A 25,954-nucleotide genomic window follows, 5' to 3' on the forward strand; every position below is an offset into this window, starting at 1 on the left:
GGCTGGCCGGACGCTGTGCCCCGGTGGGCACCTCATCAACTTTAGAGCCTGTTGCTAAGAATGTGGGTGCGGTGCCTCATTCGTGACTCGCCGCGGCGAACTGCGCTTGGTACAACTCGTAGTAGTGACCCTGGTGCTCGATCAACTCACTATGGCTTCCCTGCTCGACGATGTCGCCGTGTTCCATGACGAGGATGAGGTCAGCGTCCCGGATAGTGGAGAGGCGATGGGCGATGACGAAGCTAGTACGCCCCTTGCGCAGGTTTGCCATCGCTTCCTGAACGAGCATCTCGGTGCGGGTGTCCACCGAACTAGTGGCTTCGTCAAGGATGAGTAGGTCCGGGGCCGTTAGGAAGGCTCTAGCGATGGTGATGAGCTGTTTTTGACCCACTGAAACATTGGATCCATCCTCATCGATGATGGTGTCATAACCGTCGGGCAGGGTGTGAACGAAGTGGTCGACGTGGGCGGCCCGTGCGGCGTTAAGGATGTCTTCTTCGGATGCTTCAGGGCAGCCGTAGGCGATGTTGTCGTGGATAGTTCCGCTGAATAGCCAGGTGTCCTGTAGGACCATGCCGAGCCGGGAGCGCAGTTCGGCGCGAGGGACGGTGGAAATATCAACGCCGTCAAGGGTGATGGTTCCGTCATCAATCTCGTAGAACCTCATGAGCAGATTCACCAGCGTCGTCTTGCCGGCTCCCGTGGGTCCGACGACCGCAATCGTCTGTCCTGGTTCTGCGACCAGGGATAGGTCGGTGATGAGAGGCTTGTCCGGGTTGTAGGAGAAGCGAACGTGGTCGAAGACGACTCGTCCCTTCGTGGCTGGGAGGCTTCCGTGAGTATCCGTGGATAATTCGTCGGCGTCGAGAACTTGGAACACCCGCTCCGCGGAAGCCACCCCGGACTGCAGCAGATTTGCCATGGAGGCAATCTGGGTTATCGGCTGGGTGAACATTCGGGAGTATTGGATGAAGGCCTGCACGTTGCCTAGCGGCATCTGGCCCTTCGCCACCCGCAGACATCCGATGAGGACGATGATGGCGTAGTTGGCGTTACCGAGCAGGAACATCACTGGTTGGATGAGGCCGGAGACAAATTGGGCCTTGGTGGTCGCCTGACGCAGTTCCTCGTTTCGTTCGTGGAATTCCTGGGCGACAGCCCGGCTGCGCCCGAAGGTTTTGACGAGGGCATGGCCGGAGTACGCCTCCTCCACCCACGAGTTGAGTTCGCCGGTGGCTTTCCACATCTGGGCGAACTGTCCCTGGGCCCTCTTGCCGATGAGACCTGCGATGACCCCGGCGATCGGGATGACGACTAGGGAAATGACGGCCAACAGCGGTGAGATCCAAAACATCATGATCAACACGCCGATGATCGTCAACAGAGCGTTGAGGAGCTGCTGCAAGGTTTGTAGCAAGGTCTGGGAGACGTTGTCGATGTCGTTGGTCATCCGGCTCATGAGCTCGCCGTGGGGCTGACCATCAAAGTACGACAGTGGCAGCTTGTCTAGTTTGGCACTGACCTGGCGGCGCAAGTCGTACATGGATCGCTGAATGGCGGTGTTGAGCAGGAACCCCTGCAGGAACATTAAGAGGGCTGCGCAGGCGTACAGGCCCAACGCCCAACCTATGATGACGCCGAGCCGGTGGAAATCGATGCCGGAACCGATGACGACATGAGGATATTGCTGCAGCAGGGTGATGATCTTTCCTCGATCTCCACCGTGGCTGGCTTTTCCGAGTGTGTTGATGAATGTGTCGGCTGACATGCCCCGGGCTGCGGGAATGTGCTTGCCTATCTGTTTTCCGACGATGCCGCCAAAAATGACGTCGGTGGCGCGGCCCAGGATTTTCGGGCCGATGACGTTGAAAGCCACTGAGATCGCGGCCATGATGACGACGATCGTCAGCGTGATGCGATGGGGTTTGAGCTGGCCGAGCAGTCGCTTGAGGGAGGGCCCAAAAGAAATGGGTTTTTCGGCAACTTGACTACCACGATGGCCTTGTTGGGAGGAGGCCCGGGCGATCTCAGCCTGCTCATTCCTGGTAGGTGCCTGCTGGGCGTCCTTGCCGGTCATGCCGCCTCCTCGATCGATAGCTGGGAGTCGACAATCTCGAGGTAGGTCGGGCATGACTTGATGAGTTCGTCGTGAGTCCCCCTACCGACGATGTGTCCGGCGTCGAGGACGAGGATCTGATCGGCGTTGCGGATCGTCGAGACCCGCTGGGCGACGATGATCATCGCGGCGTCGCCATGATTGGCCTCGAGGGCGGCTCTGAGTCGGGAGTCAGTGGCCACGTCGAGGGCGCTGAAGGCATCGTCAAAAATGTAAATGTGGGGATCTTTGACCAAGGCTCGGGCGATGGATAGGCGTTGTCGCTGACCTCCGGAGACGTTGGTGCCACCTTGGGTGATGGTGGCCTCTAACTTTCCGTCCATGTGGGAGACGAAATCGTCTGACTGTGCGACGTGCAGGGCGTTCCAGAGCTCCTTGTCAGTTGCGTCGCAGCGACCATCACGCAGGTTTGACGCTACCGTGCCACCGAAGAGGTAGGGCCTCTGGGGCACCAGTCCGATGCAGCTCCATAGGGTTTCAGGGTCGTAACGGCGCACGTCGGTTCCGTTGACGAGTACTTGTCCGTGAGTGACGTCGACGAGCCTGGGGATGAGGTTGACCAGGGTTGATTTCCCCGACCCAGTGGAACCGATGATGGCTGTCGTCGTGCCACGGGCCAAGGTGAAGGAGATGTCGTGGAGAACCGGCTCAGAAGCGCCGGGGTAGCTGAATGTAACGTCGCGAAACTCCAGCAAGGTCGGAGCGTCGGGCAGGGCCATTACAGGTTCGGGATCAATGGTGAGAGACGACGAGGTGTGCAGCACTTCCTCGATGCGGTTTGCGCATACCGAGGCTCGTGGCCACATGACGATGAGCATGACCGCCATCATGACGCTGATGAGAATCAGCATGAGGTATGTGGTGAATGAGGCCAAAATGCCGACTTCGGTCTGTCCGTCGTCAATCCGTGTGGCCGCAAACCAGAACACCGCAATCTGGGACAGGTTCATGATGAGCATGACGAGGGGGAACATCGCCGCCATAGTCCGGCCGACGCTCACCTGGATGTCGCGCAGGGAGGAGCTGGTGGCGTCGAAACGTGCCGCTTCGTGGCGCTCCCGGGCGAAAGCTCGCACTACGCGGATGCCGGTGATTTGTTCACGCACGACTCGGTTGAGGTCGTCGATGCGTTTCTGCTGACGCTTAAACAGTGGCCCCATCCGGGAGACGATCAGCCCCGCACCGATGGCTAGCAGGATGACTGCCACCACGATGATCCACGACAGGGAAACGTCGGCGCGCACGGCCATGATGATCCCGACCATCATCATGATCGGCGCCCCGATGAGCATTGCCAGGGTCATAAAGACCAGCATTTGCACCTGCTGGACGTCGTTGGTAGTCCGGGTAATGAGTGATGGTGCTCCGAATTTGTTGATCTCCCGGGCCGAGAAGTCAAGGGTGCGGGTGAAGATGGCGTCGCGAACGTCACGGCCCATTCCCATCGCCACCTGAGCGGCGAGATAAACCGCAATGACCTGGCAGATGGCTTGCCCTAAAGCGACCGCCAGCATGAAGAGGGAGTGGGTGGTGACATATCCGGTATCCGCTGTCACGACGCCCTTGTTGATGATGTCTGCGTTGATGGTTGGCAAGGTCAGGGCCGCGATTTGGGCGCAAACCTGCATAACGATGATGACGGCAACGTGCAACCGATAGGCCCTCAGGTGTCGGGTCACGAGTTTTGCCAGCACGAATACTCCTCAGACGGGGACGTGTGCAACCGCCGCCGGTGTGCCGGATAAATGCGAGCGGCACGACCACTTTAGTGGAGTTCACGGTTGGTCGCCCGCATGCGGTAGGTCGGTAGGCTGTGTGTCGCGGGAGGTGGGGTGTTGTGAGGGGGATGAGACGCTTGTGGTGGCGGGGCTCTTCTGGTTGATTCTGACGGGGTGTGCAAGCTCACCGATGAGCAGTGGCGGATGGTCGACGCCGGGCAGGTAGATCATGGTGTTCTCCGGCCGGTAAAGCCAAAAAGCTGACGACTCCGAAGTTACTCACACTCGCCAGAACCAGTGCGGCAGAGCGATACCGAGATGTATTCGTCCCTGATTGGTCCCCGACCGTCATAGCTGCGTTGCTTGAGGAGACGGAGAAAGGTAACGCGGATCCGATGCTGACTTCCAAGGTTTTAGGTGCCCCCGTTGATGACATCGATTTTTCTGAGCCACCGAGCGAGGAGGAGATGGTCGAGCGGTACGAAAGAACGATGTTGGATCGTCGTAGGCGTGACGACGGGGCTGGGGATTCTGCATTGTGACGAACGACATAGGCGAAATCGTCGTCAGCTTACTGCTTCGATAAGATTCCCTGGTGAGTTCTGACACTGCATCCAGCCAGTCCCCTGACGTCTCCGAGCAGATGCAGGTCCGCCTCGACAAGCGGGCCCGGATCATCGCTGACGGAGGCCAGGCTTATCCGGTCGATTTGCTACGCGACCACACCCTGGTCCAGGTTCGTCAGAAATACACCGACGACACCGGGGAGCTGACCTTGGCACCTGGCGAGGAGACCACCGACGAGGTCACCGTCGGCGGACGTGTCGTTTTTGTTCGCAATACCGGCAAACTGTGTTTCGCCAGCCTGCAGGACGGGTTTACCGAGACTTCCAACGGTGAGCGGTTGCAGATCATGCTTTCCAAAGCCGAGGTGGGCGATGAGTCCTTGGCTGCGTGGAAGTCCGACGTTGACCTGGGTGACCATGTCTGGGTGCGTGGCCGGGTCGTCGTCTCTCGTCGTGGTGAGTTATCCATCATGGCTGCTGAGTGGCGGTTGGCCTCCAAGGCTCTGCGTCCGCTGCCGACCCTCCATAAGGAGCTCTCGGAAGAGACCCGGGTGCGTCGTCGCTACGCGGATCTCGTCGTTCGTGAAGAGTCTCGCCAGATGGTGCGCACCCGCGCCCTTATCACCCGCGCGGTGCGTCGCGCCCTCGACGAGCGCGGTTTCCTCGAGATCGAGACTCCGATCCTGCAGTTGGTCCACGGTGGTGCCGCAGCCCGCCCATTTAATACCCACCTCAATGCCTTCGACATTGACATGAGTTTGCGTATCGCTCTTGAGCTCTATCTCAAGCGGGCGATGGTCGGCGGCACCGATCGGGTCTACGAGATGGGTCGGGTGTTCCGCAACGAGGGCATTGATTCCAGCCACTCGGCCGAGTTTTCTATGCTCGAGGCCTACATGAGCTGGGGCAACCAATTCACTATTGCTGAGGTGATCAAGGACATCATCATGGCGGTGGCCGACGCCCTCGATGTCCATCAGATTGAGACCCCCAAAGGCACTATCGACCTCGACGGGCAGTGGCGTTGGGTCAGCGTCTACCCAGGCCTGTCGGAAAAACTAGGGCGTGAGGTCACCCTTGACACCCCGTTGGAGGAGTTGCAGGCCATCGCCGCTGAGCACGAGATTGAGATCGACCAGTCGTGGGAGGCTGGCAAGGTCGTTATGGAGCTTTTCGGTGAACTCGTCGAGCCAGGCCTTATCAACCCCACCTTCGTCTGTGATTACCCGGCTATCGCCCAGCCTCTGGCCCGTCCGCACCGCGACGATCCTCGCATGGTTGAGGCCTGGGACCTCATCATCGGCGGGATGGAGCGCGGTACTGGCTTCTCCGAGCTCGTCGACCCGGTTATCCAGCGTGAAGTTCTTACCAAGCAATCCCTCGCTGCCGCCGCGGGCGACCCTGAGGCGATGCAGCTTGACGAGGACTTCCTCGAAGCCTTGGAATTCGGCTGCCCGCCCATGGGTGGTCTGGGGCTGGGTGTCGACCGGTTGGTGATGCTCTTTACCAACGCTGGGATCCGCGAGACGATTCTCTTCCCGCTGCTCAAGCCAGAACACTGACCCGAAGGCCCGCCGGGACATCCCTGGTGGGCCTCCCGCTCACTTCCACAGGGTAGCGACGCCGAATCCAGCAGCCATGAGCCCCATACCGATGAGGATGTTCCAGTCACCCAGGTCGCTGATACCGGGGATCTGATTACCCGCGATGTAGTAGACGATCAGCCACAACACCCCGAGTAAAAAGAGAGGGACGAAGACCTTCGGGACCCACGAGCGATCAACCGGTGCAGCCTTTTTCTCGGCTCGTCGTTCATCCATTGTGGCCCGGTCCTTGGCCTGGGCCTTCTTCTTGGCTTGCGGTCTGACCTTCGATTCGGGCACGGTGACTACTCCTGGGGTTCGAGGACACGCCCACCGAGCGTGATGGGACAAGTCTTGCTTGACTAGCCTAGAGGACGATCGCCAATTCCGGCGACACGGGTCAGCCTGCGAGGAGGGGACGATGAGCGACGGCAACGACCCTGATGACGTCCGTCCCGACGACGCATCCGTCGATATCGACGAGGATAGGTCGCAGGCTACGACAGACCCCTCTATTCAGGACGTCCGTTCGGATTCGCGGCACCCTCGTCTAGCTAGATCCGCCACCGTGATTGTCATGGCCCTGGCTGGTCTCATGATGACGACGGCTGCTATCAATTCACGCGGTCACGATCTTCGGCCCGAGCGTGATACCGACATGGCCACCCTAGTGCGTAGCCAGGCCAGTCACAACGCCGCCTTGCAGAAGGAGGCAGCCGGTCTGCGGGCGCAGGTGGAAGACTTTTCCAAAGCTAATCAGACTCCGGGCGTCACGTCCTCGGTCATCTCGTCGGCGTCGGCTTTAGCGCCGTCCGTTGGTTTGGGAGCTGTCAGTGGTAAAGCCCTGCGCGTCACGCTCGACGACGCACCCCTCAGCGAGAATCCGGACGGGGTCGACGCCAACATGCTGGTCGTCCACCAGCAGGACATCCAGATGGTTGTCAACACCTTGTGGTCTGGGGGAGCAGAGGCCATGACCATTCAGGGGCAGCGAGTCATCTCCACCACAGCCGTGAAATGCGTCGGTAATACCGTGGTCCTGCATGGCGTGGCCTACGCTCCTCCCTACGTCATCGAGGCGATCGGGGACCTCAACGCCATGCAGAAAGCTCTCGACACCTCTGAAGCGGTGCGCATTTACAAGGAATACGTGAGTGCTTACCAGCTCGGGTGGTCGGTGGAGAGAGCTGGCCAAGTCACCATGCCTGCCTACACCGGCGCCGTTGCTGTGAGTCACGCCACGCCGCGTTGAGCCGGGCAATTTAGCGGACGCTGTGGTATGGGGACATCGAAGCCCCCGCTAGCGCCAGCCAGATGAGCCCGCCGATGAGCGCATCGGTCAGCGGCCCGACGACGAACTAGTCGTGGGTACTGCAGTCGTCGGGGCCGGCGGGACCGGTGCGATTGACGACGAGGACGGTTCCTCGGAAGGAGCGGAGTTCGTCGGTGGCTCGCGAGTAGGCTCCGGGGCTGGCGGTGCCACGGCAACGAGCACCTTGATGGCCGTTGACCTGTTAGCAATAGCCCCATAATCCGGATCCTGGCCAAAGACCGTTCCTGGAGCAGCAGAGGACGTCACCTGACGCTCCACCGAGATGGAGAATCCGCTTGATCCAGCGGCCGAATTAGCCTCTTCGACGCTCATACCCTTAAGGTTCGGCACCACCGACTTGCCGGTGGCGATCGTCAAGGTGACCTGCTGATCTGGGGCCAGAGTCGTTCCGGCTTCCGGGCTGACAGCGTCAACGGCGCCAGCTTTCGCCGAATTCGGCTCAGTCTTGGGGTCGTCGTTGGTTACCTTGATCTGGCTATCAGAGAACCCGGCATCCTTAAGGGCTTTAAGGGCGTCGTCCTTAGGCAATCCGACAATATTGCGCGGGATCGTTAGCTGTTTCGGGCCATCGTTAACCGTGATCTTCACGTCGCTACCGGCAGGAACCTTCTCGTTAGCGGCTGGGCTTTGCGAGACGACCTGGTTGGCGGTCGCCTGGTCCTTTTGAACGTGGTCGACCTGGACCTTCAGACCGGCATTTTCCAGGGTTGAGGTTGCCCCCTGTTGGCTCAAGCCGGTGACGGCTGGAACTTTGACCATTTTCACCGTTCTGGATGGCGTAGGAGCCGGAGAGGGCTGCGAGGACGAATTAAGGATCTTATGTAATCCGAACCCGAGCAGGGCGAGCAGCACCACGACTACGATCGTGACGACGATAACCGGCCAACGTTTACGATGCGGCTCTTCAGGCTCCTGGGGACTTTCAGCGCTAGCAGGGCTGGCCTCGTCTTGCTGAGCAGCAGTGGCAGGGACGGGATCGGTTGCAGCGGCTGGAATAAGGTGAGTCTGCTCCTCAGTATCAGCCCCAGAATCGGCGTAATTCTGCATCGCAAAAGGTTCGCGTCCCGAGAGTAGGCGATCAATGTCGTCACGCATCTGCTTAGCAGTCTGGTAACGATCCGCCGGGTCCTTGGCGAGCGCCTTGAGGGTGATTGCGTCCATCTGATGGGTGATCTCAGCGTCCAGGGAGGACGGTGGGGCCGGGATCTCGCGGACGTGCTGGTAGGCCACCGAGACGGGGGAGTCACCGATAAACGGTGGACGCCCGACCAGCAGCTCATAGAGCAGGCAGCCGGTGGCATAGATATCAGCGCGATTGTCGACGGTCTCGCCGCGGGCTTGCTCAGGGGACAGGTACTGGGCGGTGCCTATGACGGCGGCCGTTTGGGTCATGGTGGCGGAGGTGTCGGCGACCGCACGTGCGATACCGAAGTCCATGACCTTGACGTAGCCCTCGCGGGTGAGCATGACGTTAGCTGGTTTGATGTCGCGGTGGACAATGCCGGCGGCGTGGGAGTAGCTCAGTGCATCGAGCACACCTTGAGTGAACTCCAGGGCACGCCGGGGGAGGATCTTGCGACCGTCACGTAGCACGTCGCGCAGGGTGTGACCGTCAATGAGCTCCATGACGATAAACGGCACCGGCAGGCCGGTAGCCGGGTCTTTCGTTTCACCTGTGTCGTACACGGCGGCGATATTGGGGTGATTAAGCCGCGCAGCCGACTGCGCCTCGCGCTGGAACCTCGCTTGGAAGGTGTCGTCGCTGGCGAGGTCAGTGCGCAGCTTCTTGACCGCGACGTCGCGGCCGAGGCGGTGGTCGCGGGCCTTCCAGACATCGGCCATGCCGCCACGACCGATGAGATTCTGCAGCTCGTAACGCCCGGAGAGCCAACTCTCAGCGCTCATTGAGGGATCTCCTTTGTGTTGACGTAGTGGGTTGTTTGTCTGCTTGTCATCTCATCGCCTCGATGACATCTCTAGCGATGGGAGCCGCGAGTCGGCCTCCCGAGATTTCATTGATGGCGGTGTCCAAAGATTGGATGAAGACCGCTACTGCGACGTGCGGGTTGTCCGACCATCCGACGAACCACGCATAGGGGGCCTTACCTTGTACCGTCTGGGCGGTGCCGGTCTTACCGCCGACGGTGGTCCCATTAATGCGCGCCCTCTTGCCAGTGCCATTGTTGACCACCGAGACCATCATCGCCTTTAGCTGCTCGGCCGACTCCTTTGTCATCGGTTGAGACATCTGCTTCGGGTGATGTTCGGAGACTACCTGCAGGTTTGATGCTCTCACCTGCGCGGTGAGGTAAGGGGTCATGAGTTTGCCGTCATTGGCGATGCCGGCAGTCACCATGGCCATTTGCAGCGGAGAGGCTGCGACGTCGAACTGGCCGATGGAGCTCTGCGCCAACTGCGCATCGGTGAGGTTCTGGGGGAATCTTGATGCGACTGAGGACACATCGGAGCTGACAACCTTGCCAAACCCGAATCGCTCAGCCTGATCTCGGATCTTGTCTTGGCCCAGGCTCACGCCAACTTTACCGAAGGCGGTATTGCACGAGATGTCAAGGGCGTGGGTCAAGGTGATCCTGCTGCCCCCACAGTTGGTCTCGTTCGTCAGCGGGGTGCGAGTGCCCGGCAGGATCCAATTTTCCGGTGAGTCGACCATGGAATTCGGGTGATACCCGTTCTGGAGAGCTGCCGCGGCGGTCACCAGTTTGAATGTTGAGCCCGGAGGATATATTTCTCGGGTCGCGCGGTTCGACAGCGGAGACGACGGGTCCGCGACGAGGTTCTTCCATGCTCGGGTGGTGTCGTTGAGGTGGTGGGAGGCAAGCTCGTTGGGATCATAGGAGGGGGACGACGCCATAGCCAGCACCGCGCCAGTGGTGTAGTCCAATGCGACGACAGCGCCCTTCTTTCCCTTGAGCCCGTTCCACGCGGCATCCTGTGCTTTGGCGTTAATCGTCGTGGTGATAGAGCCGCCCTCAGGTTTGTGGCCAGATAAGGTGCCGGTGATGCGAGAGAGCCATTGGGCATCGGAGGTTCCGGTGAGCTGGGCGTTTTGGGTCTGCTCCAGCATGGATCGTCCGTAGTAGTAGGAGTAATACCCGGTGATGGGTGCGTACTTCGGCCCCGATAGGTACACACGCTGATAGGCGAACTTGCCATTGCTTGACGTCGTGGTAGCGATCGGTCTCGAACCGACGAGGATGTTGCCGCGGTTCTGGGAGAACTCCGCGTCACGCACCCGGACGTTGTGGGGATCGTTGTTGAGACTGGCCTGCCGGAACATAGCCGAACCTGTGAGGTTGACCATGAGGGCCAGGAACATCAGCCCGGCGAGCAAAGAGACTGCGCGAATTTGTCTATTCATCGCGTGCCTCCGGTGATGGCCTGTTGCGGATCAGGTGCCGGGACGGTGGCGGCGAAGTCGTCGGCAGGCTTTCGGTTCCGGTGTGAGACGATCATGATGATCGCAACGATGACCCAGTTTGCGATCAAGGAAGAACCACCTTGACTCATAAATGGCGTTGTCAGACCGGTCAATGGTAGGAGGCGGGTGACGCCACCGATGATGGCGAAGACCTGCAGGGCGAGGGTGAAGGACAAGCCAGCGACCATAAGCTTGCCGAAGTCATCACGGCAACCGAGGCTGGTGCGCATTCCGCGGGCGGTAAGGATGAAGAAGAGCACGATGACGGCCATGAGGCCGGTGACGCCGAGTTCTTCACCTATGGATGTAGCGATGAAGTCGCTCCACGCCAGGGGAACCATGCCGGGACGTCCTAACCCCCAGCCGCGCCCGGCTAATCCTCCCCAGGCAAGCCCGAATTGCGCCTGGATGATTTGGTAGTTCTGGGTGTAATTGCTGAATGGGTGCAGCCATGAGTCGAAGCGAACTCGTACGTGGCCGAAGCAGGTGTACGCCAGCACAGCGCCGCCGAGGAAGCTCACCGCCCCTAGTATGGCCCATCCGACTCGTTCGGTGGTGATGTACAGCATCACGACGAACATGCCGTAGAACAGCATTCCGGTGCCCAGGTCGTTCTGATAGACGATGACGAGCATCGTTGCTACCCACATAACGGCAATTGGCCCGAGGTCGCGGGCGCGCGGCAGAGTAATTCCAAGGATCTTGTGCCCGGCGCGGGAAAGGACGTCACGGTTGTCGACGAGGTAGCCAGCAAAAGCGATAGCGAGCACGACCTTTGATACTTCGGCTGGCTGGGAGGTGTAGGAGCCAACGTGGATCCACACCCGCGACCCCAACGTCTCCATGCCCAGGCCCGGCACCAGGGGCAGCATGAGGAAAACCAGGCCCACAATGAACAGCACATACGGATAGCGCTGCAAGTTGCGGTGGTCGCGCAGGATGAGCAGCGTCGCGACGAAGAGGACAATGCCCAAAGCCGTCCACAAAGCCTGGGCGTCCATGCGATGATAGTGCGGATCAGGGATGTAGTCGATGCGATGGATCATCGCTAGCCCGAGCCCATTGAGAGTGAAGACGATAGGCAGGATTACCGGGTCAGCGTAGGGTATGACGATCCTCACGAAAATATGCGCGACGACAGCCACCGCCAGCCACACGCCGCCGACGGTTGTCCACGTATCTGGCAGCACGTGGTTGATGTTGAGCTCGGTGAGAACCCATCCGCCGAAGCCAATAGCCCAGGCGATGAGGAGCATGAAGAGTTCCGTCCAGCGCCTCTTGGCCTGAATGACGACGGTGCCGTCATCAAATTCCTGTCCGATACTCATTGGCAATCCCCCGAAGTGACGGCCGGGAGGTCGACTTCATGGCCTGAGGCGCTCGGTGAGGGCATAGCGGAAGTTGGCGTCGGCGTGGCCGGGGTTGGTACAGCGGACGGCTGGGGAGTGTGATGGGCGTTCGCGGTGGGCCCGCTGGCGGAAGGTTGCGGGGGTGTTGAGGGGGGCGTCGCGGGTTTAGTAGGAGGTGGCGCAGTGGCACCCTCCCTTATTACCTTGCACTGTTGGGCCCCAGTACGCAGTTCAGCAACTGTGGCGTGGGCTGAATCCATGGACGAGACCCTGATATTCCCCAAGACGCGGTCTCGGTAATAGCGGGGAAGATCAGCAGTTTTGATGTTGGTTTTCTCGGTGACGTGGGATAGCTGGATCCAGGCTAAATTGTCGGGTGATCCTTGGTAGATGGCTACTGTGTCGTCGTCGGTACCAACGTAGTACTGGGTGTTGAGGTAGGCGCGAACGCCAAAAATGCCGCTGACTACCACAGCGACGAAGGCCAAGATGACGACGGGCCACAACCAATGGCGGCGGTGACGGGTCATGGAATCCACGGGGGCGTAGCGCATCGACTCTTCGGCCTCGGAGTCGAACAATACGGTTGACTTGCCGTCATTGTTTGTCGCGGATGCCGGTTGATCGAGGGGCAGTGGGGCGGTGACCTCATGCTCGGGTACTTTGCGGGTCGTTGCTGCGCCAATGATGTGTGGTTCGGAAGCGTCCAGGTTGGGGTCGGCCTCAACGACCTCGGCGACGACGATGGTGATGTTGTCAGTGCCGCCGCCAGCATGGGCGTCTGTTGTGAGCAGATCGACGACGTCGTCGAGGTTGGTGGTGTTGAGGTGCTCGCCGATCGTATCGTCGTTAACCAGTCCGCATAGTCCGTCGGAGCAAAAGAGAATGCGGTCACCCAAACGAAGATCCACGATCTGGGTGTCCGGGATGTGCTGAGGCTGACCATTAAGCACCTTGAGCAGGAGGGACCGGTGTGGGTGAACAGCGGCCTCCTCGGGAGTAATCCGCCCATCGTCAATAAGAGACTGCACCCAGGAATGATCGTGAGTCATCCGTTTCATCCGGCCTTGACGCAGCAAATAGCCACGGGAGTCGCCGATGTGAACGATGCCAAGCTGGGTACCAGAGAACATCGCGCCACAGAAGGTCGTTCCCATCCCTTCAAGGGAGGAGTCCCATGCGACGAGATCCGCCAGTTCGTCGTTGGCGTCGGCTACCGCACCGGAAAGAACGGTGAGCATCTCCTCACCTTGGGGGCGAGCTGGTGAGCCCTCGCCGGAGAACCTTCGGTCGGCCTTAGCAACGTGGCGTACCGCGACGGTCGAGGCAAGGTCACCCGCGGCTGCGCCTCCCATGCCGTCAGCGACGACGAGCATCCTCGGGGAGACGTATCCCGAGTCTTGGTTATTGCGTCGGACCAGACCGATTTCGGAATGGCATCGAATATCGAGGGAAAAGGCCATTGCTCATCGCCTACCGGTGACGGTCATGGTGGTCCTGCCAATTCGCACCTCGTCCCCCACCGACAGGCGCGTCGGATTCTCGATGCGCTCACCGTTGACATGGGTGCCGTTGGTTGAGGCCAGATCCTCAACGAACCATGCGCCGTCGATCCCTGGGCTGAACTCGGCATGGTGGGTGGAGGCGTAGTCGTCGTCGATCGGTAGGGTGCAGTCGTTGCCGCGCCCTACCGTGACGCCGTTGGCTAGCGGAACAAAGGTGCCAGCTCGACTCCCCGAAATGACCTGCAGGCCGGTTGGCATGGGGGCCTGCTCACGACGACGAGTTCTGCGGCCTTTACTGCGTCGTCTGGATTCCACGGCGGCTTCTCCAGCATTGCGAGGGACCCGGTGACCGTAGATATCGGTACGAATGACATTGGTGACAAACAGGATGAAGATCCACAATATCGCCAGATAAGCGATGCGTAATAGTGTGACGAGAAATTCGCTCACGATCAGATCCTCGTCGGCGAGTGGACCAGCATCCTCGTTGAGCCGATCTCGATGCGTGACCCGTCGCCAAGTTCGGTGCTGGTGACCTTGACGCCATTGACCGTCACCCCGTTGGTGGAGTCGAGGTCCTCAATGGACAAACCAATGTCGTTGCCCTGGGGCCAGACGTTGATACGAGCATGGAGGCGAGAGATACCCGGATCGTTGATGCGGATGTCGGCGTCAGATCCACGGCCAATCGTCAGTCCCGGAGGGGTGAGGGGATGGCGCACCCCGTCGACTTCCAGCACGAGCGGTGCACGCCGATCTGAGACGGCCTTTGCGTGGTTTTCCCCGGTGAGGACGGTGAACTTACCCACTGGAAGGGTGTCGTCTAAATCGTACCGAATGTGGATAGGCCCGTTGAATACGTAGTGACGTTCACTGGCGTGGTCGCGCAGGGTTGGGATGATCTCGGCGTTAAGGGTCTTGGTGTAGGGGACTAGACGCTCGTAATCACGGCTGGACAAGCGGACGACGAAATCGTTCGGGACCAGTGACTTGTCGCGGGACAGGATCTGTGCCTCGGAGTCGAGCTCGCGCTGCAGCCGACCGGCGATCTCCACCGGTTCAACCTCACCACGGAAGGCGCGCGCGAAGACGCCGCTGACGGCACCTTCGATCGACTTCTCGACTTTGTCCAGGAATCCCACCCGGCTCCTCCTTCCGGCTACATGTCGGGTTCGGCGCCCGTTTCACACGGGTAACCCCCCATGCGAGTGTACCCAGAAGGTTTGACGGCGCCGCGTGGAGACCGTGTTCCGCGTGGCGTGTGGGTGGGCCGAACACGTTCTCGGATACGCTACGCGCCGTAGAGAACCGGCTCAGTGGCGACTCAGCCCAACATTGAACATGAGGTCGAGCCATGCCTCGCCGATCTTTGCGCCGGCGTGGTCGGCAAGGACCTCGGCGACATACTCCCGTTGGATCCGACGCAGCGGTGCGTCAGCCATGCCCTGGGCCAGGGCGCTCGACAATTCGCCGGCGGCAGGGTACCCGCACCGCGACAAGATGTCAGCTGCCGCAGGGGTGTCGGCGTAAGCGGCTGAGGGCAGGCCGGCGCCAGCGGCGTCGAGGATTCGGGAGGCCAGATCCTCCTTGCGGGTCATGACGAGGGCCAACTCGCTCTGGTTCATAACCGTGTTTTCGGATCCAGCTGGGTGAATACCGACGTCGCGGCGGGCTGCCACTGCCGAGCGGGCTCTGGATTCATCGTCAAGGCAGATCTCCAAGGACCAGCCGGGCACAACTTGGCAGGCGTGGTCGAAGGCGAGGAGAGCGTCGGCAAGCTGCTCATCGGTGCACGGGCCAAGTAGGGCAATTCGGTTGGGTCGGTCGCCAGGGGCCGGACTGCCGCCAGTCGCCGGGACGCCGATGGAATGCACCGGGACGCCGAGGTGTTCCCAAGGATCGGTCTGGGGGTTAGGGGTGACGACAACGTCAACAATTTCCGGAAGCTTGTCAGGAGCGTCGTCAGGGTCGGTGGCGAGCAGGACGACGACGGGGCGGTCCGACTGGGCTTGAAGGCTGACGATCTCGTCAAGACGACGGGGATCAGTAACGATGAGTGCGCACTGGTGGTCGAGGCTCTCACCGAGTTCATGGCGTGCTGTCCCCTGACGGTGACGTGACCATTTCGCCAGCACCTTGTGTGCCGGGGCAGGCATTGACGAAGCGGTGTCCTCGGATCCCTCGATCGGGAGCTGTGACACATCGATTCCCCGCCGGGAGAACTCGTTGGTGAGGTCGGTGACGAGACGGTCAGGGCGGCCCTCGCCTGCGGCGGTCACCATGATAATGCGGCGGAATCCGCGGGTGACATGGGTTGCCCGGTTGATGGTCTTGGTCAGGCCGAGATCGAGGTGCATGGTGTTTATTCTGCCGCGCGAGGGGGGCTCATGAGAGGGGGCTCATGAGGGTTCGCACCGTTTCAGTTCGATAGTTACGCGAGGTGTTCGGAGGCCCACAGCCAGGCGCGTAATCGACTTGCCCGCTCGCGCTGAAACTCGCGGAATTGCGGCATTCCAGCGGGGTCGGGATTGCGGCATTCGCGTTCTGAGAGCCCCAAAATGGCGACGAGAAAGTCGACGATAGGTTCGACTGCTGGTTCGCCGTGAGTGGATGGGGAGAACTCAGCCGCGACGCGCTTAACTAGGTTATCGGCGCGATTCCATCGTGGGGCGTCAATTGGATCGGTGTGAATGATGTCGACGATGAGTCCTGCAGCGTCGACCCATGCCGGGCCGATCACGGCATGGGACCAATCAACGAGAATAGTTCCGCTAGTGCGCAAAAGCACGTTGTCGGATCGAACCGCGCTATGGATAACGGTGTCACCGTAAGCGTGGCGGGCGAGCCGCTCGACACGTCCAGCGAGGTCGGGTAGGCGCTCGATGAGCCAGGGGTCGAGGTCGGCGGGGGTGTCGGCCATGAACTGTTCCCACACCGAGTGGGTGTTTTGCAGGCGTGCCGAGAATGGTTCCCACTGCTGGTGGAAATCGGCCGTCACTTCAGCCAGCCGGGACAGCGAAGCAAGGGTGGTGTCGATGTCCTCATCGGACCAGGGCAGGTCGGGGTGGGGGCCCTCGATGTCGGAGGTGACCATGCCTACCCATCCGTCGACGTCGATGCGACCAAGTATGCGCGGGGCGGGTGCGGTGTCGGGGAGGAGCGACAGCAGGGTGGCTTCACGACGGTTGAGGCTGGGGATGGCCTCATTGATGGCTGGATGGCCTATTTTGACGAAGGCATGAGAGCCATCAGCGGTGACGACTCGCGATGCCACGCCAGGAGCGGTGCCGTGGGTCTGGACGTGATCAACGGAGACCGGGGACCCCAGAATTTCGGCGACTCGATGGTGAACCGAATCGGGCAGTTGATCCCAGCGGGCTCGTGATGGTTTCATGGACGCCTCCTCGTGCCCTTAGCCCATACTTTAGTTCACGACGTGGCCGTCGTGGCGATACCTAGGCTCGGAAGTGCAACACCTTCTAGCGTGTGAGTGTTCAAGTCGTTACGTGGAGGGGTTTGCTTCCTTGTGTTTAGGGTACCGGCTTGCCGGTCCGGTCGATCGCCACCGGTAATGGACCAGCATTCGCCTACCACTGTCTCTGTCTGGAGGCTCTCGGCATCCCCCATGCTGACCTGGATAAGGTTTGTCGCGAGATCAACACTTGTCCCCGGGCCTGCCTAGATGGATGCATGGTTGCTGACGTGTTCGACGAACATATTGACTAACTCCGGTTATCATCAACGCCACCTGCACCCGTCGTAATTCCAACGAGAACTTAAGGTGACGACGGGAAAGACCGAAGTTGCCAGCGATGGGCCGCATTTGTACATCCCGGTATTTCGTGTTCGGTGTGGTGTAAAAGATGCCCCATGTGTGACATTCTGTGGATAGTTATTGTTAGCATTATTTGACAAGTTCTAGAAATCGATCCACCCAGGCGTGTAGCTGCGGTATTTCATCAGAGTTGATCGTTGCGATGAGTTGATCATGGCCTGTCATGGCGTAGTCTTCCACGTCGTAAAGTATGAGACAATCCACGGTAATATGGTGTTTTTTGGCCAACTCGGAAGCCGGGGTGTCGGGGAAGTCGGTCCCTGTAAGGTATGGGCCTGTCCCAATGACGACGTGTGCTGGGTCCATGAGGAGTTCGTCCAAGGGTTCGAACTCATTACCGTCGAATACGACGCTGTCGCCATCGGCGGTGTCGAATCGAATCCTCAAAGTGTATCCGTACTCGGTGTCGCGCAACAGGTGCCTAACCTCAGCGCTAGTGGGCTGTGCACTGACGCGTACGTTTGACAGGTGAAGTGGCGGAAGTGATTGTGCAACCTGTGAAGCGCTGTTGAAGTCCAGGTGTCGGTTGTCGTCGTGCTCTGCGCGCGCTTGTTGTAAGGCACCATAAGATGGATCGTCCAACGAAGAGCCAGACGACGCTTGGTACATTGTAGGTGGTGCGATAAGGGTGTTGAGTTGTGCCAAGGCCTCAGGGTGGTTGTCGTAGAAATCGCGGTGCTCCATCCACACAGTTCCAGCGAGGATGTTGCGCCATTTCTGCGCTTCTTGGTCCCCGTTGGGGTCATCCGCACGGGCTTGCGGTAGATGTATCCGACGGTGGTGGAGTTCCTCTAATAGACGCAAGCAAAGCAAAGCGTAATCGAAGTAGTGGTAGTTAGCGGTGATCTTAGTTTTTCCTGCCCGCAGTTTGAAGTTGTATGCATCCGCGTCGAAATGGGTGATCTCGTTGAAACGGATTTCGCGGTGGCCGAGGTGGCCGAACCGCGTCCATACCTTGTCTTGATCAACGCCAAATCTGTGCCACAAACAGTCCGCCAGACAGCTGTAAGATATGGCGAGTACTATGGTGCTCATAAGCCAGCCTGTAAGGTTGGTTCTGAATCCGCCGGTGTTGTTGACGGCAAACCAGATAATTATCCCGGTCGCGACTGCCGCGAACGGGAGCCATATTGGTGCATTGAGCGGTGCGTAGGAAAAAATACGCGGCTGGGTTGGGTCCGGGCTCATGGTTCGCAGTCGGCGTTGCTTCCGGGAGTATGGACGCTCTACCAAGGGAATCGGTGGGTTCTCCATGTTCGGGGAAAGGTAGCGGGGTTTGACACTCATGGCACGGCCTTCATTTTCTGTGTGGTGGTGTTGCGGTGTATTACTGCGGTTGGCGCATATGCGTGATTTCACGGAGCATATATCTCATACCCTCCGGCGGAATAGCCTGTTGTTGATCATTCGACTTTCGTAGAACGAAGGAAACGCCGTAGCGTAGCCCCGAAAGCATGCAGTGATAAAGCTACCGCACGCTATCATCATGGTGGTCAAAGAGTTTTGAGAGTAAGAGTTTCCGGTAAATGGCAGTAGAATGAGAGGTCCGAAAATAAGAACGAGTATAAGAGGAAATTCGTGGTAGCGGAGTAGGCCAAGGATAAATCCGCAGGGTAGCCCCATCCACAGATCTCGGATAATCTCGCGTCGAGAGACGCCCACGAACATAGGAAAAGCTACACCAAAAATTGCAATGACGAGCGAAATGCAGACATAGGATGGCATGAAGAATTTTTGAATTTCCCATACCGAAAGATCCTTATTTTTCCAGCAGTGTCTCCCTAGCTTAGAGTTGCAGCGCCGTATTGTTCTCCGTGCTATGAAGTAGTACCATGGTTGAATCAACGCCCAGACTATGGTTAACCACAGTAGATCTGAAACTGGGCTACCCGATCTCACGAGAACCGCCCTGCCACAAAGTATATACATGATAATAATCTCGTAAGACCAGACTCCCGGAATGTAGAGCAAAACGGCGCCCAGTGCGAAATCTGCGAGCAAGATTATAATCCACGAATTTAGCCGCGCCATGTCATTTTGGAGCGCTGGGATGACTAAGAGGGTGACGACAAGAATAGCGGTGTAGATGAGTGTGGCTCGAAGCCTATTTTTTCGTTGAACCAAGTTAATTTTATATTCACGCGATTTTGACTTTCGGGATAGTGGATTCCTAACGTTGGGATGTTTCGGAGGATGTATCTAATAAATAGTTTGTCCCTATCCCAAGGGCCGCTCCGCCTGCTGATTCAGCCCAAAGACGCCGTGCGTTTTTCCCGGTTGGCTTGATGACGCCGTGCAATGATCGCACGCCAAAACGACTGCTTTCTATCGACTCCACTCCATGCTGGCCGGGGAAAAGTCTGGATCCAGCAGATGATACCGCCTGGTCTACTACGCTTGTTTTACCGATATCAGCGAGGGAGACGTGTTCTCCGCTGACGGGGCTATTTATGACTGATCCACTTGCTGAGGCGCCGAACCCTATCGTACGCTCAATGACTTTCTCTGTAAACGGTGAGGATTCCTTGGATAGATTCCTGCTTATTGATCCTGTCGCTGGTCCTGCCATACCGTCAAGGCCTCCTGCAACTCCTCCGGAGATGAGAGCCCCAGCGTACCCACGCAGACTCTTTGGTCCAGGGGACAAAGTGTAGGAGATTGTCGATCCCACCGAACCCGTGAACGCATTGACACCAGCCATCGCTCGGAGACCTGCAACTGTCTGTCCTGCATTTTTTGTCAAGAGGGCCGTTTTACTCACCCAGCTACCAAAGCCATTTGTGAAACCCCCAACAAGGCCAGAAACCACGACATCCCGCCAGTTGACGTGACGGTGGTGCACTTTTCTATGGCCGCCGTCGAGCCAGCGCCGAAAAGGGCTCCGGAGATGATTGCAGCTCCAAAGGGGCCACCAACACCGGTCGCTGACACAGCAATACCGAGACCGATAGCTAAAGCTCCGCCGATGAATTCTGGAGACAGGATCCGGTCTTTGTGGGCGGTCCACCAGTGGCTGATCGGATCGGTGATGTGATGCACGAGTGTGCTGACGGAGTTGGCGACGTAGTGTGCGAGTGTGCCGATGGGGTGGGTCAGGCCGGCTAGTTGATCGTCGGTGACGGGGTGGGTCCCCGAGAGGATCGGTGAGGGTGAGGGGGCTGTTGTTGGCGTAGTCGTAGGGGTTGTTGGCCCATAGCGCGCCGGCGGGCGGGGTTAACGGGTCAGGAGACAAAAAGGTGGTGGTAGTTGGGTCGTAGAGGCGCGCTCCCACCAAGGGTGACCATCAACCACTAGCGCGTTCCCGGCCATCCTGATCGTCTCGGGGACACCCTCAATAGCGACCGTCGTTGGTTGGTAGGGGTTGTCAGGGTCGGTGGGCATGACCTCACGCCATAGGTTGGTATCGCCGATGGGTGTGGCACCGAGGATGCGTCCTCCGGGCAGGGGAAGCACAGGACGACCATCAATCGAGGTGGGGGCTCCGGTCACGAGGTCCCAGTCCACTCGTACCTGCTGGCCCTTAGTGGTGATACGACTGGCGCGCCCCAATGCATCGACGTGAGTCGATACGGTCGTGGCGTCGGTGGTGATGTCAGACAGCCAACCCCGTCCATCCCAGGAGTAACGCTCCTCCTGGCCGTCTGAGCTGGTCGCACTGACGCGCCGTCCCGCTGCGTCATAGCGATACTGGGTGGCAGTGGCATGCCCGTGTGCACGCGTACACGTCTGCGCCAGGTGGCCTTCCTGGTCCCAGGCGAAGGTGGTGTCGGTTCCGGATGTGGCGTGGCTGGTGAGCCGGCCATAGGCGTCGTGAGTCCAGTTATGTTGTGTGCGGGGCCCGGTCGCGCTGATGAGTGACCCAGCCTCGTTGTAGCCGTAACTCCAACGCCCTGATGGCCCCTCTATCCCGGTAACCCGCCCCTGAGCATCACGGGCGACACGCGTGACGCGCCCATCGTGGACATACCCACACACCAGGCCGCCATCATGATCCCCAGTGGTCGTGATGGTCGGGGGTGGTGACGTCGGTGAGTCGCCCGGCACTATCCCACGCCAGACTCGCCGCGCCTAAGGCGGAATGAGTAATACGGGTGGGTAGCCCATCACCCCGGTAGGTATATGACACGGTGGCGCGCGTGTCGTCGGCGCGGGTCAGACGACCCTCACCATCCCAATCCCAGCGGTGGCGGCTGATGACCTTACCGTCACCGTCAGTGGTGGTGTGGTCGCAAACAAGCCCGCGCGCATCGACACTGATGGTGTGGTGCAGAGGGGCCGCAGGGTCGGTGTGGTCGTCGATGTGAAGCTGGCGAGCCTCTAGGTCCCACCACTTGCGGGTAGAAACCTGACCGTCAATGGTGACTGTTTCTGTCCCGCCGCGCGTGTCGTAGCTGGTCGTGATGCCATCAGGGCCGGTGTGGCTGGTGAGACGCCCGGCCGGGTTCCAGGTGTAACGGTGGGTTCCGCCGGCGGGATCGGTGGATTCGACGATCTGGTCGAGCTGGTTGTATCGATAGGTGGTCAGCGCGGCGGCGTTGGTGGTGGTGACCAGTCGTCCGCGTTTGTCCCAGGTGTAGCGGTGGACTTGGCCGGCAGCATCGACTGCCGTGATGAGGCGGCCAGCGGTGTTGTAACGGAAGTTCCGGGTTCCGGTGACCGGATCCCAGGTGCGCGTGGGTCGTCCGCACACGTCATAGTCAGCGGTAAAGGTGACGACCTCGCCGGCACGCGTTTCGACGAGCCGACCCACAGGGTCCCAGCTGTACTCGGTGGCAACCCCGGTGGGGTCGATGATGCCAGTTAGTCGGGAATCGGCATCGTAAAGGTAGCGGGTAACCGCGCCGGTCGGATCGGTTGTGCTAGCCAAGCGCCCAGCTGCGTCGTAGGAGTAGCGCTCTTGCAGCCCGGTGGGGCTCGTGATGGCGGACAGGTGTCCTACCTGGTCATAGTCGAACCGGGTGGGTGCACCGAGGGGGTCAGTAAGCACGGCTGGCAGACCGGCTGTGTTGTAGTCGATGCTGCTGGTGGCACCGAAAACATCGGTGCGTGAGACGATGCGCCCATAATCATCGAACTGATCGGCGGCTATCACCCGACCCGCGGCGTTCGTGACCTGAGCCTGGTGGGCGGTAGTAGTGGCGTGCAGACTCACCCCGGGGGGATCGGTGAGCGAGGTCAGTTCTCCGATGATGTTGTAGGAGGCGCGCCAGTGGGCCCCATCCGGGTCCTTCACTCCGCACAGCCGGGCCATCGCGTCACGCAGGAATCCCCAGCTGGCCCCCGTCGGGTAGACCGATCCCCGCCAGATCCCCCACCTCGTCATGCGCCAGTGTCGTCGTGGCGCCGGTTGGGTCAGTGATCGTGGTGATCTGGCCATCAGGGCCCCAGGTGTAGCGGGTGCGTCCACCATCAGGGGCTGTGGCTGTCTCAAGGTGTCCGGCCTCGTCGTAGTCGTAGCTCCAACAGGCCCCGTCCGGATCGATACGCTCGACCAGGCGGCCTGCCTGGTCATGGGTCATTTCGGTGCGGTACCCCAGCGGAGTGAGGATCTGGCTGATCTGTCCGGCCTCATCGTGGCTGATCTGCCATGTGGCACCGACCCCGTTCGTGATGGCCATGATCTGGCCATATTTGTCATAGTCGACACTGATGCTGGCGCCAGTAGCGTCGGTTAGGTGGCGTAGTAGGCCCCGATCCCACGACATCGTTACCGTAGTGCCGTGGGGATCGGCGAGGCGCACCGGGGTGAGTTGCGTGCCGTCGTAGTCCAGGCGTGCCCGGAGTGTGCCGGCGGTTGAGATGGTGGTGAGCCGGTCAGCCTCATCCCAGCTGTACTCAATGACCCCGCCAGTGGGCAGTGTGGTGCGGGTGCGATGTCCCCGCTCGTTATAGGTGTGACGGATAACCTTGCCCGCTCGATCAGTAGCCCCCACAAGGTTGCCATAGCGGTCATACCGCATAGAAGTGCGCTGCCCGTCAGCATCAATGATCCCGACGGTACGGCCCCGGGCATCACTAATCCACGTATTGGAATGGTGACCCTGCCCGTCATCGGCGACGGTTACCCCACCAGGAAGATACGTGAACCGTGTTAGGTGTCCTGTGGCATCGCGCTGGGTGCGGATCCGGCCGAGCGCATCGAAGGTGTTGACGCACTGGGCCACACCAGACGCATCGATAACCTGGCTGAGTAGCCAGCCGTCCCACTGGTAGTGGTGAACCCCGTCAGGACGGGTTACCTCTACCAGTCGACCCTGGGAATCGTAGGCATAGCTTACGCTACGACCATCACTGGCCACGGCCTTAGCCAGACGGCCCTGCGCGTAGAACAGATCCACCGACCGGCCCCACTCGGAGTGCATAGAAGTGATCACGCCATCATGGCGTTCGATCCACACCCCATCGCCCGCACCGGACCCCGAGGCGACCCACGCTCCCTCAGTGGTGAAAACCCACCGGCTACCAGTGTTGTCGGCAACGATCCACACAGGCCTAGCTACGTCAGCAGCCTGAACGGCCAGATCAGCGGCATCGCCGCGGGAAATCCACACATTGTCCTGGACGGCACGCCAAGGCCCCGCGACGGTATGGCAGCCCTCAGCAGCGGCGGAGCCGCTGGCACCATCGTGGTCCGTGAGAGGGAAAACGATCTCGCGGCCATCATCGCGCACCCAACGCACCTGCTCATCATCGATGATCAAACGCTGATCCAGAATGGTCGACCAGCCAGGCCCTAACACCCCACACGCCTCGGGCTCATCGTAGGCGGCAGCCAGCGTCGAGTTATACATCCGGGAGATCGCCAGCCCCTGGCTCGGCCCGCCAAAGACCACATCCGTTTCCGGGAGCACGAAGTTCCCGGTTGCCGAGTTCACCGGGTCCTCGATGTAACCAGTGGCAGGATCAATCCCACTCAAGATGGGCGAGGACACCTGAATATCTGCCCGCGTCATACTCACTCCGGCAGATCGCAGTCCGGCCTCCAAAGCCGCATCGGCCAATATCACCGATCCGGAGCCGCCAGCGGCAGCAAATGCACGGCCCACTGCCTCCAACCACGCCACATTAGCGTCGTTGAGGCCCATCCACCGCTGGTACTGGCCAAACAAGCCCCCCACAGTCAATGATCCATACTGGCAACTCGCGCAGAAGTGCTCGTACAGTGCTTCCAGCGCCGACGCGGGCATCAACCCCCGATTTGCTCCATGAATCAGCCGGGCCCCACCGGTCAGGTTCGCCGGAACCGCGAAATCAAACTTGACGGGATTTTGGTAATCACCCACGCCACTCGTATCAGACACGGAAGCCTCACATTACATACACAACACTCTCACAATACAGACACAACACAGATGGTAGATAACCCCGCACTTGTGAATCTAGATGCTGCCTGGCGTCATGTCCCCCGAGCAACTCGTGGACGTGGTGGAAACTCAGAGCGCTGCCCCGAGCCATGCATCGTCCTGATCGATGATGCGCACCTGGTTGCCGACGACAGTCAGGTCTTGGCACGAGTGCTGGCCCTTCCGGACTCGCCTTTACTGTTTAATCGTGGCTGGGCGTAATAATGATCTGCGCACCCTGTACAGCCACTGGACGGGGCAGATCCGTAAGTCCCGGCTGGGAGTCCTGCTAGTGCCAGATGCTGATTATGACGGGGACTTGCTGGGTGTACGTCTGCCGAGACACCCGGCGGCGACGGTCAACAAGGGAACATTGAAATACTCCCTCACCTATCGCACTATCAAGCAGCCGCTGAGCGGAGACGTCCTCGAGGCGGTCACGTCAGCCCGTTCCTGCCCTGATGCTACATGGGATGACACTGCCAAAGTTGTGCCGCATAGTCCGGCGCTCACTTCGATTGATGCCAAATGTGGGTGGACGATCACGCTGAAGACTCTCCCACAGGAGGAGCCGGTGACCGTCACGGCGAAATTCCCAGCGACGGAAGCGGCGATCAGCAATCAGTCAAACCTGCAGACTTGGCTGCAAAATCAGCAGCAAGCTACCGACAAGGCACTGAACAATGACGCTGTTACCTCAACTGCGTATTCTTTGCAACGGTTGCAAACGATGCGGATCAAGATACCCCCCGCGAGTCAAGGAAGGATCCGCGATCCCGGTGACGATCCTGGGCACCTGGCCGGGCGGAGAGAACGAGATGACGCCGATCTACACCACGCCTTTCAGCTCAAATCCGACGAGCATCCTCACCGACATCACAGGAGATAAGTTGGAGAACGTTCGGCTTACGGATCGTTGTTCGGGTGCAGTGTCCATCACTCCGGACGGTCACGACGTGAGTGCTCTGCATCCGGCTTCGTGCAGCATCGGTGCAGAGATCGGGAATTATCAGGTGCAGGAGACCCCGATTACCATTGTTGCCGGTGGATCGTGACGGTGTCCGTTGAAAATGAAGTTAGTGGTCTTTGGGAAAGGTTTCCATGGGCCGATTCAGAGTTGATTGGGACAGCGCGTGGCCCCAGTTTGTGGTGATGTGTTTTATCGAG

18 protein-coding genes and 3 pseudogenes are annotated in these 25,954 nt (G+C 59.7%); 5 read left to right on the forward strand and 16 right to left on the reverse strand.

Features of this window, described 5'->3' with window-relative positions; genetic code table 11:
- Window positions 1-76: 76 nt before the first annotated feature.
- Window positions 77-2,077, reverse strand: coding sequence for an ABC transporter ATP-binding protein (locus tag LRP59_RS02905; RefSeq protein ID WP_002512894.1), 2,001 nt, complete (start codon window positions 2,075-2,077; stop codon window positions 77-79).
- Window positions 2,074-3,810: an ABC transporter ATP-binding protein gene (locus tag LRP59_RS02910; protein WP_002512895.1), complete on the reverse strand. Its 1,737-nt coding sequence runs from the start codon at window positions 3,808-3,810 to the stop codon at window positions 2,074-2,076. The genes LRP59_RS02905 and LRP59_RS02910 overlap by 4 nt, the downstream gene beginning before the upstream one ends.
- 272 nt (window positions 3,811-4,082) lie before the next feature.
- Here LRP59_RS02910 and LRP59_RS02915 point away from each other — a divergent pair.
- Together LRP59_RS02915 and lysS are read left to right on the forward strand one after the other, a co-directional pair.
- A pseudogene (locus tag LRP59_RS02915) lies at window positions 4,083-4,376 on the forward strand (DNA-binding protein); the annotation flags it as partial.
- Window positions 4,377-4,429: 53 nt separating this feature from the next.
- Window positions 4,430-5,962: a lysine--tRNA ligase gene (lysS, locus tag LRP59_RS02920; protein ID WP_002512896.1), complete on the forward strand. Its 1,533-nt coding sequence runs from the start codon at window positions 4,430-4,432 to the stop codon at window positions 5,960-5,962.
- 39 nt (window positions 5,963-6,001) lie between these two features.
- Here the strand turns inward: lysS and LRP59_RS02925 are convergent, their stop codons facing one another.
- Window positions 6,002-6,283, reverse strand: coding sequence for a cell division protein CrgA (locus LRP59_RS02925; protein WP_002512897.1), 282 nt, complete (start codon window positions 6,281-6,283; stop codon window positions 6,002-6,004).
- A gap of 121 nt (window positions 6,284-6,404) precedes the next feature.
- Here LRP59_RS02925 and LRP59_RS02930 point away from each other — a divergent pair, with 121 nt between their 5' ends.
- Window positions 6,405-7,235: a DUF881 domain-containing protein gene (locus LRP59_RS02930; RefSeq protein ID WP_002512898.1), complete on the forward strand. Its 831-nt coding sequence runs from the start codon at window positions 6,405-6,407 to the stop codon at window positions 7,233-7,235.
- Between the two features lie 87 nt (window positions 7,236-7,322).
- Here the strand turns inward: LRP59_RS02930 and pknB are convergent, their stop codons facing one another.
- The 13 genes from pknB to LRP59_RS03005 all read right to left on the reverse strand — a co-directional run bounded on the left by pknB (window position 7,323) and on the right by LRP59_RS03005 (window position 24,562).
- Window positions 7,323-9,221 carry a Stk1 family PASTA domain-containing Ser/Thr kinase gene (gene pknB / locus LRP59_RS02935; protein WP_002512899.1) on the reverse strand — a complete coding sequence of 633 codons (1,899 nt, stop codon included), beginning with the start codon at window positions 9,219-9,221 and terminating at the stop codon, window positions 7,323-7,325.
- A 46-nt stretch (window positions 9,222-9,267) separates the two neighbouring features.
- Complete coding sequence (locus LRP59_RS02940; RefSeq protein WP_002512900.1) at window positions 9,268-10,695, reverse strand: penicillin-binding transpeptidase domain-containing protein; 1,428 nt, start codon at window positions 10,693-10,695, stop codon at window positions 9,268-9,270.
- Complete coding sequence (locus LRP59_RS02945) at window positions 10,692-12,083, reverse strand: FtsW/RodA/SpoVE family cell cycle protein (RefSeq protein WP_002512901.1); 1,392 nt, start codon at window positions 12,081-12,083, stop codon at window positions 10,692-10,694. The genes LRP59_RS02940 and LRP59_RS02945 overlap by 4 nt, the downstream gene beginning before the upstream one ends.
- Window positions 12,080-13,567 (reverse strand): PP2C family serine/threonine-protein phosphatase, encoded by a 1,488-nt coding sequence (locus LRP59_RS02950; RefSeq protein ID WP_002512902.1) that lies wholly within the window; start codon window positions 13,565-13,567, stop codon window positions 12,080-12,082. Before LRP59_RS02950 ends, LRP59_RS02945 begins: the two co-directional genes overlap by 4 nt.
- Before the next feature lie 3 nt (window positions 13,568-13,570).
- Window positions 13,571-14,059, reverse strand: coding sequence for an FHA domain-containing protein (locus tag LRP59_RS02955; protein ID WP_002512903.1), 489 nt, complete (start codon window positions 14,057-14,059; stop codon window positions 13,571-13,573).
- Window positions 14,060-14,061: 2 nt separating this feature from the next.
- Window positions 14,062-14,751 (reverse strand): DUF3662 and FHA domain-containing protein, encoded by a 690-nt coding sequence (locus tag LRP59_RS02960; protein ID WP_002521044.1) that lies wholly within the window; start codon window positions 14,749-14,751, stop codon window positions 14,062-14,064.
- A 171-nt stretch (window positions 14,752-14,922) separates the two neighbouring features.
- Window positions 14,923-15,966, reverse strand: coding sequence for a hypothetical protein (locus tag LRP59_RS02965; RefSeq protein ID WP_002512905.1), 1,044 nt, complete (start codon window positions 15,964-15,966; stop codon window positions 14,923-14,925).
- 74 nt (window positions 15,967-16,040) lie between these two features.
- On the reverse strand, window positions 16,041-17,003 hold the full coding sequence (locus tag LRP59_RS02970; protein WP_014604313.1) for a phosphotransferase: 963 nt from the start codon (window positions 17,001-17,003) through the stop codon (window positions 16,041-16,043).
- A gap of 510 nt (window positions 17,004-17,513) precedes the next feature.
- Window positions 17,514-18,632, reverse strand: coding sequence for a hypothetical protein (locus LRP59_RS02975; protein WP_002533230.1), 1,119 nt, complete (start codon window positions 18,630-18,632; stop codon window positions 17,514-17,516).
- Between the two features lie 1,569 nt (window positions 18,633-20,201).
- A complete protein-coding gene (locus LRP59_RS02980) occupies window positions 20,202-20,483 on the reverse strand; it encodes a hypothetical protein (RefSeq protein ID WP_002512911.1) in 282 nt (93 codons plus the stop codon).
- A 174-nt stretch (window positions 20,484-20,657) separates the two neighbouring features.
- Window positions 20,658-21,419, reverse strand: coding sequence for an RHS repeat protein (locus tag LRP59_RS02985; RefSeq protein ID WP_002512912.1), 762 nt, complete (start codon window positions 21,417-21,419; stop codon window positions 20,658-20,660).
- A 10-nt stretch (window positions 21,420-21,429) separates the two neighbouring features.
- Window positions 21,430-22,767 carry an RHS repeat protein gene (locus LRP59_RS12195; RefSeq protein ID WP_002521053.1) on the reverse strand — a complete coding sequence of 446 codons (1,338 nt, stop codon included), beginning with the start codon at window positions 22,765-22,767 and terminating at the stop codon, window positions 21,430-21,432.
- Window positions 22,700-24,562: a DUF6531 domain-containing protein gene (locus tag LRP59_RS03005; protein WP_002512914.1), complete on the reverse strand. Its 1,863-nt coding sequence runs from the start codon at window positions 24,560-24,562 to the stop codon at window positions 22,700-22,702. The genes LRP59_RS12195 and LRP59_RS03005 overlap by 68 nt, the downstream gene beginning before the upstream one ends.
- A gap of 265 nt (window positions 24,563-24,827) precedes the next feature.
- On the opposite strand from LRP59_RS03005, the pseudogene LRP59_RS03010 reads away from it, so the two are divergent.
- Together LRP59_RS03010 and LRP59_RS03015 are read left to right on the forward strand one after the other, a co-directional pair.
- Window positions 24,828-25,009, forward strand: a pseudogene (locus LRP59_RS03010) (ABC transporter ATP-binding protein).
- Window positions 24,996-25,842 (forward strand): annotated as a pseudogene (locus tag LRP59_RS03015) (hypothetical protein). Before LRP59_RS03010 ends, LRP59_RS03015 begins: the two co-directional pseudogenes overlap by 14 nt.
- Window positions 25,843-25,954 lie beyond the last annotated feature (112 nt).

The sequence above is a fragment of the Cutibacterium sp. 37298 genome (genome assembly GCF_023838685.1).
GTDB classification, from domain to species: Bacteria; Actinomycetota; Actinomycetes; order Propionibacteriales; family Propionibacteriaceae; genus Cutibacterium; species Cutibacterium acnes.